The organism is Methylibium sp., assembly GCF_035762065.1.
Lineage (GTDB): Bacteria > Pseudomonadota > Gammaproteobacteria > Burkholderiales > Burkholderiaceae_C > Methylibium.
The window spans coordinates 12,970-30,423 of record NZ_DASTPW010000029.1; the positions used below are offsets into that span (position 1 = coordinate 12,970).

The 17,454-nt window shown below is 73.1% G+C and carries 18 protein-coding genes; 10 read left to right on the forward strand and 8 right to left on the reverse strand.

Annotation, left to right across the window (positions count from 1 at the left end):
* Positions 1–158: 158 nt before the first annotated feature.
* From VFR90_RS08235 to VFR90_RS08245, 3 genes are all read left to right on the forward strand, one after another.
* The gene (locus tag VFR90_RS08235) at positions 159–1,445 is read left to right on the forward strand and encodes a zinc-binding metallopeptidase family protein (RefSeq protein ID WP_326405628.1); all 1,287 of its coding nucleotides are present in this window, start codon (positions 159–161) and stop codon (positions 1,443–1,445) included.
* 110 nt (positions 1,446–1,555) lie between these two features.
* The gene (locus tag VFR90_RS08240; protein WP_326405629.1) at positions 1,556–2,893 is read left to right on the forward strand and encodes a hypothetical protein; all 1,338 of its coding nucleotides are present in this window, start codon (positions 1,556–1,558) and stop codon (positions 2,891–2,893) included.
* A 106-nt stretch (positions 2,894–2,999) separates the two neighbouring features.
* Positions 3,000–3,239, forward strand: coding sequence for a DUF378 domain-containing protein (locus tag VFR90_RS08245; RefSeq protein ID WP_326405630.1), 240 nt, complete (start codon positions 3,000–3,002; stop codon positions 3,237–3,239).
* Between the two features lie 33 nt (positions 3,240–3,272).
* On the opposite strand, the gene VFR90_RS08250 is transcribed toward VFR90_RS08245, so the two are convergent.
* Complete coding sequence (locus tag VFR90_RS08250; protein ID WP_326405631.1) at positions 3,273–3,473, reverse strand: hypothetical protein; 201 nt, start codon at positions 3,471–3,473, stop codon at positions 3,273–3,275.
* Between the two features lie 123 nt (positions 3,474–3,596).
* Here VFR90_RS08250 and VFR90_RS08255 point away from each other — a divergent pair, with 123 nt between their 5' ends.
* Positions 3,597–4,421 (forward strand): SDR family NAD(P)-dependent oxidoreductase, encoded by an 825-nt coding sequence (locus VFR90_RS08255; protein WP_326405632.1) that lies wholly within the window; start codon positions 3,597–3,599, stop codon positions 4,419–4,421.
* Between the two features lie 41 nt (positions 4,422–4,462).
* Here VFR90_RS08255 and rpoN read toward each other — a convergent pair whose 3' ends face one another.
* Together rpoN and VFR90_RS08265 are read right to left on the reverse strand one after the other, a co-directional pair.
* Entirely contained in the window at positions 4,463–5,953 is a 1,491-nt protein-coding gene (rpoN, locus tag VFR90_RS08260) for an RNA polymerase factor sigma-54 (RefSeq protein ID WP_326405633.1), read from the reverse strand.
* A 274-nt stretch (positions 5,954–6,227) separates the two neighbouring features.
* The gene (locus tag VFR90_RS08265; RefSeq protein ID WP_326405634.1) at positions 6,228–6,482 is read right to left on the reverse strand and encodes a hypothetical protein; all 255 of its coding nucleotides are present in this window, start codon (positions 6,480–6,482) and stop codon (positions 6,228–6,230) included.
* A 140-nt stretch (positions 6,483–6,622) separates the two neighbouring features.
* Between VFR90_RS08265 and VFR90_RS08270 the strand changes: the two genes are divergently transcribed.
* From VFR90_RS08270 to VFR90_RS08280, 3 genes are all read left to right on the forward strand, one after another.
* Positions 6,623–7,180: a hemerythrin domain-containing protein gene (locus VFR90_RS08270; RefSeq protein ID WP_326405635.1), complete on the forward strand. Its 558-nt coding sequence runs from the start codon at positions 6,623–6,625 to the stop codon at positions 7,178–7,180.
* Positions 7,181–7,259: 79 nt separating this feature from the next.
* Complete coding sequence (locus VFR90_RS08275; protein ID WP_326405636.1) at positions 7,260–7,772, forward strand: hypothetical protein; 513 nt, start codon at positions 7,260–7,262, stop codon at positions 7,770–7,772.
* A gap of 116 nt (positions 7,773–7,888) precedes the next feature.
* Positions 7,889–8,200, forward strand: coding sequence for a BON domain-containing protein (locus tag VFR90_RS08280; protein WP_326405637.1), 312 nt, complete (start codon positions 7,889–7,891; stop codon positions 8,198–8,200).
* 54 nt (positions 8,201–8,254) lie between these two features.
* Here VFR90_RS08280 and VFR90_RS08285 read toward each other — a convergent pair whose 3' ends face one another.
* Complete coding sequence (locus VFR90_RS08285; RefSeq protein WP_326405638.1) at positions 8,255–9,235, reverse strand: YihY/virulence factor BrkB family protein; 981 nt, start codon at positions 9,233–9,235, stop codon at positions 8,255–8,257.
* Between the two features lie 89 nt (positions 9,236–9,324).
* On the opposite strand from VFR90_RS08285, the gene VFR90_RS08290 reads away from it, so the two are divergent.
* A complete protein-coding gene (locus tag VFR90_RS08290) occupies positions 9,325–10,602 on the forward strand; it encodes an AI-2E family transporter (RefSeq protein ID WP_326405639.1) in 1,278 nt (425 codons plus the stop codon).
* 25 nt (positions 10,603–10,627) lie between these two features.
* Here VFR90_RS08290 and cueR read toward each other — a convergent pair whose 3' ends face one another.
* Together cueR and VFR90_RS08300 are read right to left on the reverse strand one after the other, a co-directional pair.
* Positions 10,628–11,062: a Cu(I)-responsive transcriptional regulator gene (gene cueR, locus VFR90_RS08295; RefSeq protein ID WP_326405680.1), complete on the reverse strand. Its 435-nt coding sequence runs from the start codon at positions 11,060–11,062 to the stop codon at positions 10,628–10,630.
* 8 nt (positions 11,063–11,070) lie between these two features.
* Positions 11,071–13,302, reverse strand: coding sequence for a heavy metal translocating P-type ATPase (locus tag VFR90_RS08300; protein WP_326405640.1), 2,232 nt, complete (start codon positions 13,300–13,302; stop codon positions 11,071–11,073).
* 222 nt (positions 13,303–13,524) lie between these two features.
* Between VFR90_RS08300 and VFR90_RS08305 the strand changes: the two genes are divergently transcribed.
* Together VFR90_RS08305 and VFR90_RS08310 are read left to right on the forward strand one after the other, a co-directional pair.
* The gene (locus VFR90_RS08305; protein ID WP_326405641.1) at positions 13,525–14,685 is read left to right on the forward strand and encodes a glycosyltransferase family 4 protein; all 1,161 of its coding nucleotides are present in this window, start codon (positions 13,525–13,527) and stop codon (positions 14,683–14,685) included.
* Positions 14,669–15,229, forward strand: coding sequence for a phosphatase PAP2 family protein (locus VFR90_RS08310; protein WP_326405642.1), 561 nt, complete (start codon positions 14,669–14,671; stop codon positions 15,227–15,229). The genes VFR90_RS08305 and VFR90_RS08310 overlap by 17 nt, the downstream gene beginning before the upstream one ends.
* A 7-nt stretch (positions 15,230–15,236) precedes the next feature.
* Here the strand turns inward: VFR90_RS08310 and VFR90_RS08315 are convergent, their stop codons facing one another.
* On the reverse strand, positions 15,237–16,136 hold the full coding sequence (locus VFR90_RS08315; protein ID WP_326405643.1) for a DUF2334 domain-containing protein: 900 nt from the start codon (positions 16,134–16,136) through the stop codon (positions 15,237–15,239).
* Positions 16,133–17,440: a glycosyltransferase gene (locus tag VFR90_RS08320; protein ID WP_326405644.1), complete on the reverse strand. Its 1,308-nt coding sequence runs from the start codon at positions 17,438–17,440 to the stop codon at positions 16,133–16,135. Before VFR90_RS08320 ends, VFR90_RS08315 begins: the two co-directional genes overlap by 4 nt.
* Positions 17,441–17,454: the final 14 nt, after the last annotated feature.

Here is a 17,454-nt window from a genome sequence, read left to right on the forward strand (position 1 = left end):
CTCCGATGCTCGTGACCGCCCGCTGTGGTCGGCTGTGGTTTGCGAAGCGGGGTGCGAACGAGCGAAGCCGGTGCGTTCGCAGCCGCGCCGCCGGGCCCGCTCGCGGACGATGCGGTACGACGCTTGCCCTCAATGCGGTTCACCGCTTGCAGATCCTGATGAACGCCCCCACCGATCCGTTCGACCCCGCGCCGCCGGCGACGGCTGCGGCCCCGGCGGCCGGCCTGCTGCGCCGCCGGCCGGTGACGCGCCGTTCCTTCGTCTGCCAGTGCGGCCGGCCGATCTTCTTTCGCAACAGCCGCTGCCTCGCCTGCCTGCGCCCGCTCGGCTACGAACCGGAGTCGGGCGAGATGCTGGCGCTCGAGGAGGCCGACGCGAGCGGCCTGTGGCGCGCCAGCGGCGCGCATGCGGCGAAGGTGCCCGGGCGCTGGCGCCGCTGCGCGAACCTCGACACCCCTTCCGGCTGCAACTGGCTGCTGCCTGCGCCGCCCGACGCGAGGGGCCAGGAGCCGCCGCCCGCCCCCGACGCCGGAGGCGACGCGCTCGCGCCGCTCAAGCATCAATGCCGCGCCTGCCGCCTGAACCGCACCGTGCCCGACGCGAGCGACGCGGCCGGCGCGCTGTGGTGGGCGCGGGTCGAGCAGGCGAAGCGGCGGCTCGTGTCGTCGCTGATCGCGCTCGGCCTGCCGGTGGCCTCGCGGGTGGCCGAGGATCCCGCGCGCGGCCTCGCCTTCGACCTGCTGCGCCCGGCGCCGAACCAGCCGGTCTCGACCGGCCATGCCGACGGCGTGATCACGCTGAACCTGGAGGAAGCCGACGACGTGCAGCGCGAACGCACGCGCGTCCAGATGAAGGAGACCTACCGCACGCTGCTCGGCCATCTGCGCCACGAGGTCGGCCATTACTACTGGCAGCGGCTGGTCGACGGCGGCCGCTGGCATGCGCCGTTTCGCGAGCTGTTCGGGGACGAGCGCCTCGACTACGCCGCCGCGCTCGAACGGCACTACCGCGAAGGCCCGGCGCCCGACTGGGCGACGCGCTGCGTCAGCCCCTACGCCAGTGCGCATCCGTGGGAGGACTGGGCCGAGACCTGGGCGCACTACCTGCACATCCTCGACACCCTGGACACCGCCACCAGCTTCGGCCTGCATCGCCAGCGCGCCGACGGCTCGATGCTGCCGTTCTCCGCCATCGTGCTGCACGGCGGCAGGGAAGCGCGCGACGGGCCGCCCTTCCTGCCCTTCATCAACGCCTGGATCGAGCTGACGGCGGTGATGAACGAGTTGGCCCGCAGCATGGGGCAGGCGGATCTCTACCCCTTCGTGCTTTCGGCGCCGGCGGTGACGAAGCTGCACTTCGTGCACCAGGTCATCTACGCACGCCGCGAGCGCCGTGCGAGCCCGCGGTCGAGCACCGCCACCGGCACCCGCCGTGCCCAGGACTGAGCCGCAGCGCCGCGGAATAGCGCTTGCCCGAATCGATGCACTGGACGGCGCGACGCGGCGGGGCCGCGTGTGCAGGACCAGATCCACCAGCATCGACGAAAGGACTCGACATGCACAACGACCAAGGCGGCCGCCAGGGCGCATACGGCGGCAGTGACGATCGCGACTGGCGCGAGCGTCAACAGGAACAGCAATCGGGCGGGCGCGGCGGGCGACAGAGCTACGGCCGCGACGACCAGGAATCCGGCTACGGCAGCCAGCAGGGCGCGAGCTTCGGCGGCGGCCAGCAAGGCGGCTGGGGCTCGCAGGGCCACGGCGGCCAGCAGGGCGGCAGCTTCGGCGGTGACTGGCGCGAGCAGCGCGGCGGCCAGGAAGGCCGCCAGTACGGCGGCGCCGGCCAGCAAGGCGGCTCGTCCGACTACGGCATGCGCATGGGCAGCTCGGGCGCCGGCGGCGCCGGCTACGGCAACTACGGGCAGGACTACGGGAGCGACTACCGCTCGCGCGGCGGTGGCCAGGGCGGCGGCGGTCAGGGCTTCGACTGGCGCTCGCGCCTCGGCGAAGGCTCGAACGAGTACGGCCAGGGCGGCTCGCCGGGCCAGCAAGGCGGGCAGCGCTACGGCTCGGAGTGGTCGGGCGGCTCGTCGTCGCGCGGCTACCAGGGCGGCTACCAGGGCGGCGGCGGCCCCCAGCACCAGCGCGGCGGCTACGGTGGTTCGGAATGGGACGCCGGCGGCGGCTCGCAAGGCGGCTATGGGCAGCAGGGCTACGGCCAGCAGGGCTACGGCGGCGAACAGCAAAGCCGCTACGGCCGCGGCCAGCAAGGCGGCCAGGGCGGCTGGGGCGGCAGCCAGCAGGGCTACGGCGGCTACGGCGGCTCGACCGGCGACTCGATGCTGCGCGGCGGCAGCTCGGGGCAGTCGACCAGCGGCTGGTACGGCACCAGCACCGGCGGCCATCACCCCGACCACGACTACCACCAGTGGCGCGAGGACCAGTTGCGCTCGCTCGACAACGACTACCACTCGTGGCGCCAGGACCGCTACCGCAAGTTTTCCGAGGACTTCAACCAGTGGCGCAGCTCGCGCAGCGCACCTGCCGGCCTGAGCGGGCAGCAGGGCCAGGGCACGAGCGGCGGCAGCAGCGGCAGCAGCGGCAGCGACGAGCTCTCGAGCGGCATGTCGGCCGCCAGCTCGCAGCGCGGCGGCCAGGCGAGCGGCCAGCAAGGGGGCGTCAGCAGCAACACGATGAGCAGCGGCGCGCACGCCACCGGCGGCTCGTCGCCGGGCTCGGGCAGCAGCTCGATCGGCAGCGGCTCGCAAAGCGGCAGCGGCTCGAGCGCGGGGTCCGGCGGCTCGGGCAGCGCCTCCGTCTCCGCCAGCGCCCCGGGGCGCAGCGGCTCGGCCGGCGGCAGCGAGAGCGGCTCGGCCGGCTCGAAGTCGCGCTGACGGGCGCGCGTCCCGGGCCGGCCCGGCGCGCAAGCGTCGGGCCGGCTTTTTCACGAGGCCGTCGAGCGCCCCGATCTCGAACCGCCCCGCACCCCGAGGAACTCCCATGAACCGTTCGACGCCTGCCCCCGCGCCCAGCCGCGGCCTTTCCGCCCTTTCGATCGTCGCGATCGTGCTGTTGATCGTCGGCGGGTTGAACTGGGCGCTCGTCGGCCTGTTCGGCTTCGACCTGGTCGCGACCGTCTTCGGCGGCTTCAACCTCGCGAGCCGCGCGGTCTACGTGCTGGTGGGCATCAGCGCGGTGGCGGCGATCTTCATGCTGCCGCGCATCACGCGGCTGAGCTGAGCGCGCAGGCCGCGGCCCGCGGGCCGTGGCGCTTCAGTCGTAGCCCTTGCTGACGTTGTCGAGCGCATCGCGCTCGCGCTGCATCGCCTTGCGCGTGGCCGCGTCGTCCTTCGGCGGGCCCTTCTCCTCCTTCGACACCTCGTTGCCGCTGCCGGGACGATCGGGCTGGATCGGATCGGCGCGGCGTGGCGTCGACGACGGAGGGGTCAGGGAATCGGGCTTGCTCATGCTCATCGTGCACCTCGGCTTGATGGGTCAAGCGTGGCAAGCGGGATGCCGCCGCGCAGGCATGCATGCCGCGGTCCCGTCCTTGCCGGGCCAGGGGCACCCCCTGCCACCTTCGTGCAAGGCCCGACGATGAACAACGCCACCTCGACCTCACCCACCTCGTTCTCTCCGCCGTCCATGCGCCCGCTCGCGGTCGTCACCGGCGCGTCCTCGGGCATCGGCCTGGAGCTCGCAGGCTGCTGCGCGGGCGCAGGCTTCGACCTCGTGATCGCCGCCGACCGCGACCTCGGCGCGGCCGAGCAGCGACTGAAGGCGGCCGGCGCGGCCGTGCAGTCGGTGCAGGTCGATCTGGCGACGCGCGCCGGCGTCGAGGCCCTGCTCGGCTGCGTGGACGGCCGCCCGGTCGACGCGCTGCTCGCGAATGCGGGCCAGGGCCTCGGCCACGCCTTCCTCGACCAGCCCTTCGACGACATACGCCACATCATCGACACCAACATCACCGGCACGCTCTACCTGATCCAGCGACTGGGCCTGCGCATGCGCGCGCAGCGCCGCGGCCGCATCCTGATCACCGGCTCGATCGCGGGCTTCATGCCCGGCACCTTCCAGGCCGTCTACAACGGCAGCAAGGCCTTCATCGATTCGTTCTCGTGGGCGCTGCGCAACGAGCTGAAGGACAGCGGCGTGACCGTCACCTGCCTGATGCCCGGCGCGACCGACACCGACTTCTTCGCGCGCGCCGACATGCTCGACACCAAGGTCGGCGCCAGCAAGCACAAGGACGATCCGGCCGACGTGGCGCGCACCGGCTTCAAGGCCATGATGGCCGGCGAAGGCGACGTGGTCGCCGGGCTGAAGAACAAGCTGCAGGTCGCCGCGGCCGCGGTGACGCCGTCGTCGATGCTGGCCGAGTCGCACCGCAAGATGGCCGAGCCGGGATCGGCGAGGAAGTGACCCACCCGTTGCGGCTTCGCCGCTCGGGCGGATTTCCGTCGCTAGGCCGCGACCGCGCCGTGGCGCCGGCGGCGTTCGACCGCTTCGATCTTCAACAGCTGCCGGTACTTGGTGACCGTGCGCCGCGCGACCACCAGGCCCTGGCGCGCGAGCTGGCGCGCGATCTCGGCGTCGGACAGCGGATGGTCGGGCTTTTCGGCTTCGATCATGTCGCGGATCAGGCCGCGGATCGCGGTGCCCGAGCAGCTCGCGCCGCTTTGCGTGGGCATCGCGCGCGAGAAGAAGTACTTCAGCTCGAACACGCCGGCGGGCGTGGCCATGTACTTGTTGTTGGTGACGCGCGAGACGGTCGATTCGTGGATGCCGACCTCGTCGGCCACGTCGCGCAGGCCGAGCGGCTTCATCGCCATCGGCCCGAACTCGAAGAAGTGCTTCTGGCGGCGCACGATCTCCTGCGCGACGCCGAGGATGGTCGCGAAGCGCTGCTCGATGTTGCGCAGCGTCCAGCGCGCTTCCTGCAGGTGCGCCGACATCTCGGTGTTCGGCCCCTCGGCCGCATGCGCGCTGCGGTGGCGCTGGAACATTTCGGCATAGACCTTGTTGAGCCGCACCCGCGGCGCGATCACCGGGTTCAGGCTCACCGTCCATTCGCCGCGCACCTTGCGCACGATCACGTCGGGCGTCAGGTACTGCGCGCCCGAGCCGCCGTAGCGCCAGCCGGGGCGCGGGTCGAGCCGGCGGATGCGGTCGCACACGGCTTCGACGGCGATCGGGCTCAGCTCGAGCGCCTTGGCGAGGCCGGAGATGTCGCGCGCCGCGAGCTGGTCCATGCGCTCGTCGACGATGCGGCGCGCGAGCCGGCGCTGCTCTTCGTTCTCGATCGAATTCAGCTGCAGCCGCAGGCATTCCGCGACGTTGCGCGCGCCGACGCCGGCCGGCTCCAGCGCCTGCACGCGGGTCAGTGCGATCGACAGCTCGTCGGGCGAGGCCGGCGGATCCAGCTGCGCGATCTCGATCAGCTCCGTCAGATCGAAGCGCAGGTAGCCGTCGTCGTCGAGCGACTCGACCACCGCCTTGGCGAGCAGCAGGTCGCGCATCGGCAGCGGCATCACGTTGAGCTGGCTGTGCAGGTGGTCGTGCAGCGAAACCTCGACGGCCATTGTGTCCATCGAACTGAGATCGCCGTCCTCGTTGAGGCGGCGCGAAGCGGCCGAGCCGTCGCGCTGCCAGCTGTCGCGCTCGCCGTCGTATTCGCCGCCCATCGCATCGAGGGCGCTGCGCGCTTCCTCGCCGTCGGCGCCGAGCGGCGCGCCGAAGCCGTCGTCGACCATCGGCGTGTCGGCCAGCGGCGGCTCGATGCCGTCGGCCGAATCGTTTTCCTCGGCCTCGAGGAAAGGGTTGCGGCCAAGCGCGTTGCGTACTTCTTGTGCGAAGTCGATCGACGAGAGCTGCAGCAACCGCACTGCATGCTGCAGGCGGGGTGAGAGCGTCGGCTGCTGCCGATGGTCGAAACGCAACACGGTGGAGTTCATGGGCATCCTGGGACGGGCTTCGCAAGCCGGGTTTCGGGCGAGGCCGCAGCGGCGAGACGCGCGGCACGAAAGGTGGAATGCGAGCACTTATGCAACGCCCATGCCGCGCTGCACGAACCGCCGCGGTCGGCCGGCCGATCCAGCGCGAAGCCAGCATCCATGCGGCTTTCCGCGCCGTCCTCCATTGCGCCGGCGACGCGGCGCGCGCCGCGGCCTCGTCACATTGACGGCGGCGGGAGCGAAACTTGCCGCAAGAAGCGCTGAGGGCTTTTCGCTAGCTGCGCTTCAGGCGGCGGTAGACCTCGTCGGTCACGGGCAGACGATCGGTGTCCTGGCGGCCGCTCGCGACATCGTCGTACGCCTTCTCGCCGATCGGGTCGGGCGAAGCTTGCGCGCTGTCGGTGGATTCGTCGCGCTCGTGCGGCAGCCGCCCGCGCGGGTTGTCGCTGCGCGCCGGGTGCACCCGTGCCTCGCCATCGGACTCGAGGTCGGCTTCGGGCTCGATCGGCGGTGGTGTGGGGCGGTTCATGGTGGGCTCCGGTCGGGACGGCCGACGTGGCTCGATCCGTGGTCGGCCGTTCAGGCAGCCGCCATGCCCACCAGGGTGGCGGCATGGCCCTTGCCGATCCGTCGGGAGATGCAGCCTGCATCGCTCATTCGGAGAACCCCATGCCCACGACCAACCGCAGCTCGTCCGCCACGTCCAAGTCGTCTGAAACCCGCAGCGCGAACAAGGCGCGAGACGAAGCGATCGCCATGCTCAAGGAAGACCACAAGCGCGTGAAGAAGGCCTTCAAGGAATTCGAGAAGCTCGAAGACAGCGAAGACCAACAGGTGCGCCAGGCGCTGGTCGAGCGCACCTGCGCCGAACTGACGATCCACGCGATGCTCGAGGAGGAAATCTTCTACCCCGCCGCGCGCAACGGCGTGAAGGAAGAGGACCTGATCGAGGAAGCGGAGGTCGAGCACGCCAGCGCGAAGCAGCTGATCGAGCAGCTCAAGCAGATGGAGCCCGACGATCCCAAGTACGCCGCCACCTTCACCGTCCTCGGCGAATACGTCGAGCACCACGTGAAGGAAGAGGAGAACGAGATGTTCCCGCAGGTCTCGAAGTCGAAGGAGATCGAGTGGGAGAGCATCTGCGAGCAGATGACCGCGCGCCGCACCGAGCTGATGGAGCAGATGCTGCCTGCCGAAGACGGCGAGGAAACGAAGGGCAGCCACTGAGCGGCACTGCGCACCGCGTCGGCGAGCCACGGGCACCCGACTTGCCTTCGTCGGTGCGTCATCACTGCAAGGAGAGCGCATGGGCGCCGACGAGCATCACAGCCTGGGCGTGTTCAAGCCGGTCGGCCATGTGGTCGTGTCCTTCCCGAGCGCCGATCAGGCCGGCGCGGCACGCAAGGCGCTTGCCGATGCGGGCCTCGGCGGCCAGGGCGCGCTGCGCTACTACACCGACCGCGAGATGCTCGAACAGATCGACCACGACCTCGCTCATGCGAGTCCCGTGGCGGGCGTCGGCCAGGAGCTGAACCTCGTCAAGGCGCACCGTGTGCTCGCCGAGCGCGGCTACCACTGGCTGGTGGTGCCCGCATCGCGCGACGCGCTCGCGCAGCAGGTGGCCGACATCTGCCGCGAGCACGGTGCCGAGCGCGCGCAGTCCTACGGCCGCTTCATCATCGAAGAGCTGATCGTGCGCGACAGCGACGAGCAGCAGTTCGCCGAATCGCCCGATCGCGGGCTCGATGCAGGCACGCCTTCGGGCACCGAGGCCGAGCGCACCCGCATGCGCCCCGGCGGCGACGAGCCGGGCCGTTGAGGCGCGGTCGGCGCCGCGACGCCGCTTCGGGCGCGCGATTTGCCAAGTGCGGTCACGGCCCGTCGCAGCGTGACGGGCCGATCGCGAAACAGGGCCTCAGCCCGTAAGGAGCATCCATGCATCGAAAAATTTCTCTTGCAGTCGTGTGCGGCGCTTTGCTGCTGGGCGGCGCCGGTTGTGCCGTCAGCGACGGCCAGAGCTCGACGGGCCAGTACGTCGACGACGCCACCATCACCTCGCGCGTCAAGGCGAGCTTCGCCAAGGACAAGGAAGTCAGCGCGATGCGCATCAACGTCGAGACGCTCAACGGTCTGGTGCAGCTGTCGGGCTTCGCCGCCTCGGAGGCCGAGCGCCAAAGGGCCGCCGAGCTCGCGGGGAGCGTGCCGAACGTGAAGTCGGTGCGCAACAACATCCTCGTGCGCGGCTGACCGAGCCGGCTCGCGGCGGCGCCCGCCGCCGCGGCCGCCGGCCCGCCCGAAGCATCAGGCGTGTGCCGGCTGCTGCGGCTGGCGGCGCAGCTCGTCGTCAATGCGCCCGACCGCGGCGCCGTACAGCAGGATCTGCGACGAGTAGTACACCCACATCAGCAGCACCACGAAGGACCCGGCCGCGCCGTAGCTCGAAACGAACGACGCGCGTCCCAGGTACAGCCCGATCAGGGTCTTGCCCACCGCGAACAGGCCCGAGGCGACGATCGCCGATAGCCACGCCGCGCGCTTGCTCGGCGGGCGGTCGGGCAGCCAGCGCAGCAGCGCTGCGAAGGCCACCGTCAGCACCGTCACCGTCAGCGCGAAGTCGACCAGCGACACCAGCGGCGCGATGAACTCGAAGCGGTGCGTCAGCGTCGAGGCGATGCCGGCCGCCGTCGCGCTCACCAGCAGCGAGACGATGGCCAGGAAGCCGAAGCCCAGCAGCAGCGCGAAGGCGCGCAGCCGCACGCGCAGGAAGGTGCCGACCGGCGATGCCGTCGGCGTGATCCGCGCGACCGCGTTGAGCGCGGCGCGCAGCGCGGCGAACACGGTCGAGGCGCCGATCAGCAGCGTGGCGATGCCGATCGCCGCCGACACGCCGCCGGCCGGTGCGCGCCAGGCATTGGCGATCAGGCTTTGGATCGCCTCGGCCGCGGTGCTGCCGACCAGCCCGGCGATTTCCGCGACGATCTGGCCACGCGCCGCCTCCGGCCCGAACACCGTGCCGACGACCGCGATCGTGATCACCAGCAGCGGCGCGAGCGCGAACACCGTGAAGAAGGCGATCGAGGCGCCGAGCGAGGAGCCGTCGACGTCGACCCAGCGGATCGCCGCCAGCACCGCGACGCGCAGCGTGTGCGCCAGGCGCGGCGGCAGCCGGCGGGCGGCCCGGTCGAGCCAGGCGGGCATCGCGTCGTCGGCGTGCGGCGCCTGCACGGCGGACACCGGCGCGGCAATCGGCGCGGACGGTGCGGAGGGAGCGGATGCGTTCATGGCGTGCGGGAAAGTGGGGGCTGCCCAGCCCTCCGGCACGAAAGATGCCCACGGCGCCGGTGGACCAACCGCCGCCCCCGACTGTCGCCGTGCCCTGGCACGCAAGCTGGGTCGGCAAGGGCCTGTTCGCGATCGCGCTGATCTTCCTGTTGAAGGAGGCGCAGCCGGTGCTCGTGCCGATCACGGTCGCCATCGTGATGACCTTCGTGCTCGCGCGGCCGGTGCGCGCCCTGCACCGTCACGGCATACCGCAGGCGGTGGGCGCCGGGATCGTGGTCGTGGCGCTGATCGCGGGCATCGTGCTGATGGCCGGCTCGCTGGCGGGCCCGGCGGCCAAGTGGTGGGAACGGGCGCCGACCACCGTCGCGCAATTGGTCGAGCAGTGGGAGCGCGTGCGCGCGACGATCCCCATCCTGCGCGGGCGCGAGCCGGCGCTGGTGGTCGCGCCGCCGCTGGCGCCCGCCGGCGGCGCGCCGGCAAGCCCCGCGCGGCGCATCGCGAACGAGCGTGCCGCCGAGCGCGAAGCCGCGCAGCGCATCGCCGAGCAACGCGCGGCACCGGCTGCCGCGCCGCCGGCCGACGCGCTCGGCTCGACCATCGCCGCCGAAGGCATCGCGCTGACCCGGCTCGTGCTCGGCCGCTTCGTGAGCTTCGGCATCGCGACGATCGCGACGGTGATGCTGCTGTACTTCCTGCTCGCCTCGGAGCACTGGATGCTTTCGCGCGCGGTCCAGGCGCTGCCGCGGCGCCGGCATCGCTTCCGCGTGCTGGTCGCGGTGCGGCGCGCGCAGCGCGACGTCGGTCACTTCCTCGGCACGCTGGCGATCGTCAACCTGGGCCTGGGCGTGCTCACCGCCTTCGCGGTCGCGGCGCTCGGGCTGGAGAACCCGCTGTTGTGGGGCACGCTGGCCGGCGCGCTCAACTTCATCCCCTACCTCGGGCCGCTGCTGATGGCCGGGCTGCTCGCCCTGGCCGGCGTGCTGAGCTTCGAACACGTCGGCGCGATGCTGGCGCCGGCGATCGCCTTCCTGGCGTTGCACGGGCTGGAGGCGAACTTCATCTCGCCGTGGCTGATCGGCCGGCGGGTCTCGCTGAGTCCGGCGGTCGTGTTCGCCTCGGTGATGCTGATGGGCTGGCTGTGGGGCGTGGCCGGCGCGATGCTGGCGGTGCCGCTGCTCATCGGCCTGCGTTGCGGCCTGCGCTGCGTGCGCAGCTGCCGGCCCTGGTGCGTGGCGCTCGAAGGCCACACGCGCGACCTGCCGACCCTGCAGGCGCTGCTGCAACGCAAGCGCGACGTCGGCGCCGACGCCACGGTGCTGCGAGGCCCGCACGCCGCCGGGCAGAAGCCGCCGCGGCGCCCGGCGTGAGGCCCGGGCCTCGCCGGTCGCGTCGTCAGGGGTGCGGCCGACCGGCGGGCGCACGGTGCGCGACGGCGGCGCGGCCCGATCCGAGCGCTTCGATGATCGGGCAGTCGGGCCGGTCGTCGCCGTCGCAGCCGCGCACCAGGTGTTCGAGCGTCGCCTTCATCGCCTGCAGCTCGGCGAGCTTGGCTTCCAGCGCGTCGATGTGCGCCTGCGCGAGCGCCTTCACCTGCCGGCTCGATCGCCGGCGGTTCTGCCACAAGCCGAGCAAGGCGCGGATCTGCTCGAGCGGGAACCCGAGGTCGCGCGCTTGGCGGATGAAGCGCAGCGTGCCGATCTCCTTGTCGCCGTAGCGGCGGTAGCCGGCGGCGGTGCGCGCCGCTTCGGCGAACAGGCCGAGACTTTCGTAGTGCCGAATCATCTTGGCCGAGACGCCGGAAGCCTTGGCGGCCTCGCCGATGTTCATCGACGCGTTCATGCCTCCTCCCCTTGCGCGCTGCCCTGCCAGCGCCGCAGCGTCAGCGCGTTGAGCACCACGCTCACGCTGCTGAACGCCATCGCCGCGCCGGCGATCACCGGACTCAGCAGCCCGAAGGCGGCGAGCGGGATGCCGACGATGTTGTAGGCAAAGGCCCAGAACAGGCCCTGCCGGATCTTCGAATCGGTGCGGCGCGAGATGTCGAGCGCATCGGCGACGAGCCGCGGGTCGCCGCGCATCAGCGTGATGCCGGCGGCTTCGGTGGCGACGTCGGCGCCGCCGGCCATCGCGAAGCCGACCGACGCGGCGGCCAGCGCGGGCCCGTCGTTGAGGCCGTCGCCGACGAAGGCGACCACTTCGCCGGCATCGCGCAGGCGCTGCACCAGCGCCGCCTTGTCGGCCGGCAGGACTTCGGCGTGCACGTCGTCGATGCCGAGCGCCGTGCCGACCGCCTGCGCGGCGCCGCGGTTGTCGCCGGTGAGCATCACCGTGCGGATGCCGAGCCGGTGCAGCCGCTCGACGGCGCCGCGCGCGGCCGGCTTGACGGTGTCGCCGAAGGCCAGCAAGCCGAGCAGTCCGGCGCCCTCGCCGTCGCGGCGCACCAGCCAGGAGACCGTGCGGCCCTGCGCTTCGAGGCGCCGCGCCTCGCCGGCCAGCGCACCGGCCTCGACGCCCGCCTCGTTCAGCCAGCGCGTGCTGCCCAGCACCACCGCGCGCCCTTCGACCCGGCCTTCGATGCCGCGGCCGGCGAGCGCCGTAGCGTCCCGCGCTTCGGGGATCGCGAGCCGCTCCGCACGCGCCGCCTCGAGCACCGCGAGCGCGAGCGGATGGCTGCTCGTGGCCTGCAGCGCCGCGGCGGTCGCGAGGACCTCGTCGCGCGCACGGCCGGGCGCCGGCGCCACCGCGACGAGCGACGGCCGGCCCTCGGTCAGCGTGCCGGTCTTGTCGAAGGCGACCACGCCGACCGCGTGCGCGACTTCGAGCGCCTCGGCGTCCCGGATCAGGATGCCGCGCCGTGCCGCCACGCCGGTGCCGGCCATGATGGCCGTCGGCGTCGCGAGCCCCAGCGCGCAGGGGCAGGCGATGACCAGCACCGCGACGGCGTCGATCAGCGCCTGCTCCACCGTCGCGCCGCGGGCGAGCCAGCCGGCGAAGGTCAGCGCGGCGATGCCAAGCACCACCGGCACGAACACCGCGCTGACGCGATCGACCAGCCGCTGGATCGGCGCCTTGCCCGCCTGCGCCGACTCGACCATGCGGATGATCCGTGCGAGCGTCGTCTCGGTACCCACGGCCGTCGTGCGCACCACGAGCCGCCCCTCGGCATTGATCGCGCCGCCGGTCACCCGGTCGCCGCGGCCCTTGGCCACCGGCAGGCTCTCGCCGGTGATCAGCGATTCGTCGACGTGGCTGCGGCCTTCGATCACCTCGCCGTCGGCCGCGACGCGATCGCCCGGCCGCACGACCACCAGGTCGTCGAGGCGCAGCTGCTCGATCGGCACCTCCACTTCCGCGCCGCCGCGCCGCACGCGCGCGGTCGTCGGCCGCAGCGCGCCCAGGGCACGGATCGCGTCGGCCGTCTGCCGCTTCGCGCGGCCTTCGAGCCACTTGCCGAGCAGCACCAGCGTGATCACCGCGGCCGAAGCCTCGAAGTACAGGTGCGGCGTGCCGCCGTGCGCCGCCAGCGAGCCATGCCGCCACAGCAGGTAGACCGACAGCCCGTAGGCGGCCGAGGTGCCGAGCGCGACCAGCAGGTCCATGTTCCCGCTGCCCGCGCGTAGCGCCTGCCAGCCTGCCCGGTAGAAGCGCGCGCCGAGGACGAACTGCACCGGCGTCGCCAGCGCCAGCTGCCACGCGCCGGGGAGCATCGCGTCGATGCCGAACGGCTGCAGCAGCATCGGCAGGAGCAGCGGCACGGTGAGCACGGCCGCGACGAGCGCGGGCCACCACGAGGCAGGCCGCGCTTCCGTGCCCTGCCGCACCTGCGCCGACTCCACGGACTCCTGCGACCGGTAACCCGCCTGTTCGAGCGCGGCTCGCAAGGCCGCCGCAGGCACCGCGGCGTGCGTCTGCACCGTGGCCTTCTCGGTCGCGAGGTTGACGCTGGCGCTCTCGACGCCCGGCACCTTGCGCAGCGCCTTCTCCACGCGCATGACGCAGGAGGCGCAGCTCATGCCTTCGACATGCAGCGTGATGGGCGGATGGCGGCGGAGCGCGGCGCTGTTCATCGGACGGTCTCTCGAAGCGGCGATGAGCGCATCTTCGAGGTTCCCACGGTGGGAAGGTCAAGCGGCAGGGTCGCGACCGCGGTCGCCGTGCGGGCTTCTCAGCGGTTGGCTCGCGCGCCGTCGACGCGCTCGCGCCGACTCGCGCTCGGCGGCCACGCGCGGACGGTTCGGGCACCGCGTTTGCCGGAGCCCGGCGTCCCGTTCCCACGTCCGCCGCCCGCCATGCGCATCGCCTACGTCACCGAGACCTACCCGCCCGAGATCAACGGCGTGGCCTTGACCGTCGAGCGCTGCGTCGCGCACCTGCGCGCGCGCCACGGGCCGGTGCTGCTGGTGCGGCCGCGTCAGCGCGACGAGGCGGCGCGCGACGATGCCGAGGAATGGCGCACCGCCGGCGCGCCGATCCCGATGTACCCCGCGCTGCGCTTCGGCTGGGCCACCGCCGGCGCGGTCAGGCGCCGGCTCGGCCGCTTCCGGCCCGACCTCGTTCACGTCGCGACGCCCGGGCCGCTCGGCCATGCCGCCGCGCGCGCCGCGGTGGCGATGGGCCTGCCGTTGACGATCGACTTCCGCACCAACTTCCACAGCTACAGCCGCTACTACGGGCTCGGGCTGCTCGAGCCGATGGTGTGCCGTTACCTGCGTTCGCTGCACGACCGCGCCGACTGCAGCTTCGTGCCGACGCGCGCGATGGTCCGGCAGCTCGAAGCGCAGGGCTTCGACCGGCTCGCGGTCGTCGGCCGCGGCGTCGACGCGCGACGCTTCACGCCGGCCAAGCGCTCGGCCGCGCTGCGCCTGTCGTGGGGTGCGCGCGACGACGCGCCGGTGCTGATCGGCGTCGGCCGTCTGGCGGCGGAGAAGAACGTCGCGCTCGCGCTGGCGGCCTTCGACGCGGTCAAGGCCGCGAACCCGCGCGCACGGCTGGTGCTGGTGGGCGACGGCCCGCTCGAGGCGCGCCTGCGCGCGCAACGCAGCGACGTGATCTTCGCCGGCGTGCAGCGCGGCGAAGCGCTCGCGATGCACTACGCCAGCGCCGACCTGATGCTGTTCCCGAGCGAAAGCGAGACCTTCGGCAACGTCACGCTCGAGGCGATGGCCAGCGGCCTCGCGGTCGTCGCCTTCGATCTCGCGGCGGCGGCCGAGCACATCGTCGACGGCGCCAGCGGCTGGCTCGCGCCGCCGGGCGACGCGCAGGCCTACGTGCAGACCGCGCTCACCGCCGCGCTCGCCGCGCCCGAGGACACCCGGCCGCTGCGCCGCCGTGCCCGCGAGCACGCGCTTGCGCACGGCTGGCCGGAGGTGCTGGAAACGTTCGCAGCGCGGCTCGCGCGCCACGCGATGCACGGCGCGACCGAAAGGTGGCGCGATGTCGCCCTGGCCTGAACAGCGCGAACGTTGGGCCGGGCGGCTGGCCGAACGCGATCGGCTCTGGGCGATCTCGCTGCATCGCGCCGCGGCCTGGCCGCAACTGGTGCTGCTGCTGCTCGGCGTGAGCCGGCTGGCCGACGGCGTGCTGTGGTACGTGCTGATGGCGCTGCTGCCGCTGTTCGACGCGGTCGACGGCCGGCGCGCGGCGCTGGAGATGCTCGCGATCGGCGGCTTCAACCTGGTGCTGTACCTCGGCGTGAAGCACTGCGTCGGCCGCCCGCGCCCCTTCGTCGCCTGCCCGGAGAGCTTTCGCGCCTGCGCGCGCGCGCTCGATCGCTTCAGCTTCCCGAGCGGCCACACGCTGCATGCCTTCGCTTACTCGGTGCTGCTGAGTTACCACTATCCGCACATGGCGCCGCTGCTGTGGGGCTTCGCGCTGCTGGTGGCGCTGTCGCGCGTGGTGCTCGGGCTGCATTACCCCGGCGACGTGCTGGCCGGCGCCCTGACCGGCGCGCTGACCGGCGGCGCGATGGTCGTGATCGGCAGCGTGATCGGCTAGGGCTTGCCTAGCACTCGCGCGCGACGACCGGCAGCGCCGGCAGTGGCGCAGCGTTGGTGGCCGGCACGGCGGCCTGCCTGCTGTACGGCGATGCCGCGTTCCAGCCGGCGATGCGCGCCGCCACTTCCGCCATCGTCACCGGCTCGCGGTGTTCGCGCTGCCGCTCGACGAGCCGGATCCACGCGCGCCGCACGCTCTGGTGGCGCACGTCGCCCGGGTGCAGTTCGATGCGCGACAGCCAGCGATCGCGCTGCTGCCACGCGACGCCGGCGTTCCATGCGCACGACAGCGCGCGCCGCCAGGCGCTGCGCGTGCTGTAGACGACGCTCTGGCTCGCGAGGCTGCGTTGCGGCCGCGGCCCTTCGTCGAAGGCGCGCCGCGGCCGCCAGGTGTGCACCCGCGCCAGCGTGCAGGCGTAGCGGAAGCCCGCGCGCTCCACTTCGGCGAGCGAGGCGGCATTGATCAGCCACGCCGGCGGCACGAAGCCGTGCAGCGGCCAGCCCCGGCGCTCGAACCAGGCGCGGCCCGCGGCGATGCGGTGCGCCGCCTCGGTGGCGTCGAGCGCCGCGAACTCGCCCTCGCCGGCGGTGTAGCGGCGGCGCTTCCAGCGGTCGATCGCGCCATGCGGCGTGCCGTCGTCCAGGTGCCGCCAGCCGTGCAGCGCGAGTTCGTCGCCGAGCGCGAGCGCGCGGTCGAGCGCACCGATCATCCGCGGCCCCAGCGCGTGGTCGTGGTAGCGCGGAACGACCAGCCAGGTCTTCCGGAGGCCGGGATCGATGTCGTGCAGCAGGCGCTCGATGCGCTGGCAATCGGCCCAAGTGGGCGGCGCGACGTCATGGATGACGACCGCCATCACCGGCGGCAGCGCCGGATCGTCGATCAACCGCGGCGGCGCCGGGTCGTTCATGGCCCCTGCCAGGCGATGCTCGCGTCGTGCGCCGCGAGGCTCGCGACCGGCTTCAGACCGAGCAGCGCGTCGTAGTGGCCGAGCAGCCGCGGCAGCATGCGGTCCCAGCGGAACTGCAGCGCGTGCTGGCGCGCCGCCCGCGCCCAGCGCTCGCGCGGCACGCTGCACACCGAGCGGATCGCCTCGGCCCAGGCGTCCGGCCGCGCGCTGTCGATCGCGAGGCCGGCGCCCGGCGCGCAGATCTCGGCGAGCCCGCCCGCCGCGCGCACCACCACCGGCGTGCCGCAGGCCATCGCCTCGAGCGGGGCGATGCCGAAGGTCTCCTGGTCGCCCGCATGCACGAAGGCGTCGACGCCGGCCATCAGCCGCGCGAGCGCCGGTGGGTCCGGCTCGTAGGGCAGCACGCGCACGCGCTCGTGCGCCGAAGGGCGCGCGGGGCCGGCGCCGACGAGCAGCAGCGCGTGCTCGGGGCCGAGCCGCTTCAGCGCCTCGACCAGCAGGCCGAGGTTCTTCTCCGGCGCGAAGCGGCCGGCGTACAGCAGCAGCTTGGTGGCCGGCGCGAGGCCGAGCCGCTCGCGCAGGCCCGGCTCGGCCGGCTGCGGGCGGAACACCGCCGTGTCGACGCCCATCGGCTGCTGCCGCACGCGCGCGAGCCCGAGCGCGCCCAGCCGTTCGGCGAGCGCGCGGCCGGGCGCGAGCACCAGGTCGAACTCGCGGTACACGTGGCGCAGGTAGCGCTCGGCCGCATGCCGCGCATGGCGGCGCGCGAGCGCATGGCGGCCGGCGCAGCACTCGGCCATCGCCGGCAGGTCGCTGTGGCAGAAGGCCACCGTCGGCACGCCGAGCGACTGCCCCGCGTCGAGCGCCGCCCAGGCAAGCCGGAACGGATCGCCAGCTTCGATGACGTCGGGCGCGAGCGCCGCCATCGCGCGGGCCGCGGCGCGCCGGCCGAGCACCAGCCGGTAGCCGCCCGAGCCGGGCAGCGGCACTCCGCCGAGGTCGAGGCCGATCGAGGGGTCGAGCCCGGGCGCGGCGATCGCGTGGCGCCACAGCGGGCGCAGCGCGTCGCGCTGCAGCGGCTGGCCGCTTGCGAGCCAGTCGCGCTTGGTGAGCAGGTAGCGGCGCACGCCGCCGCCGGTGGCGCTCCAGAACATCGTCGTGTCCAGCAGCAGCGGGCGGCTGTGCGCGTCGCGCGGCAGGCGCGGCGCGCTCGGCGGCGCGACCGCGGCGGCAGCGATCGCGCCGAAAGGCCGGCTGTCGATCAGCGTGCCGTGCAGCGCGCGCGGCGGCAGGAAGGCGTCCATGGCCGCGAACGGCA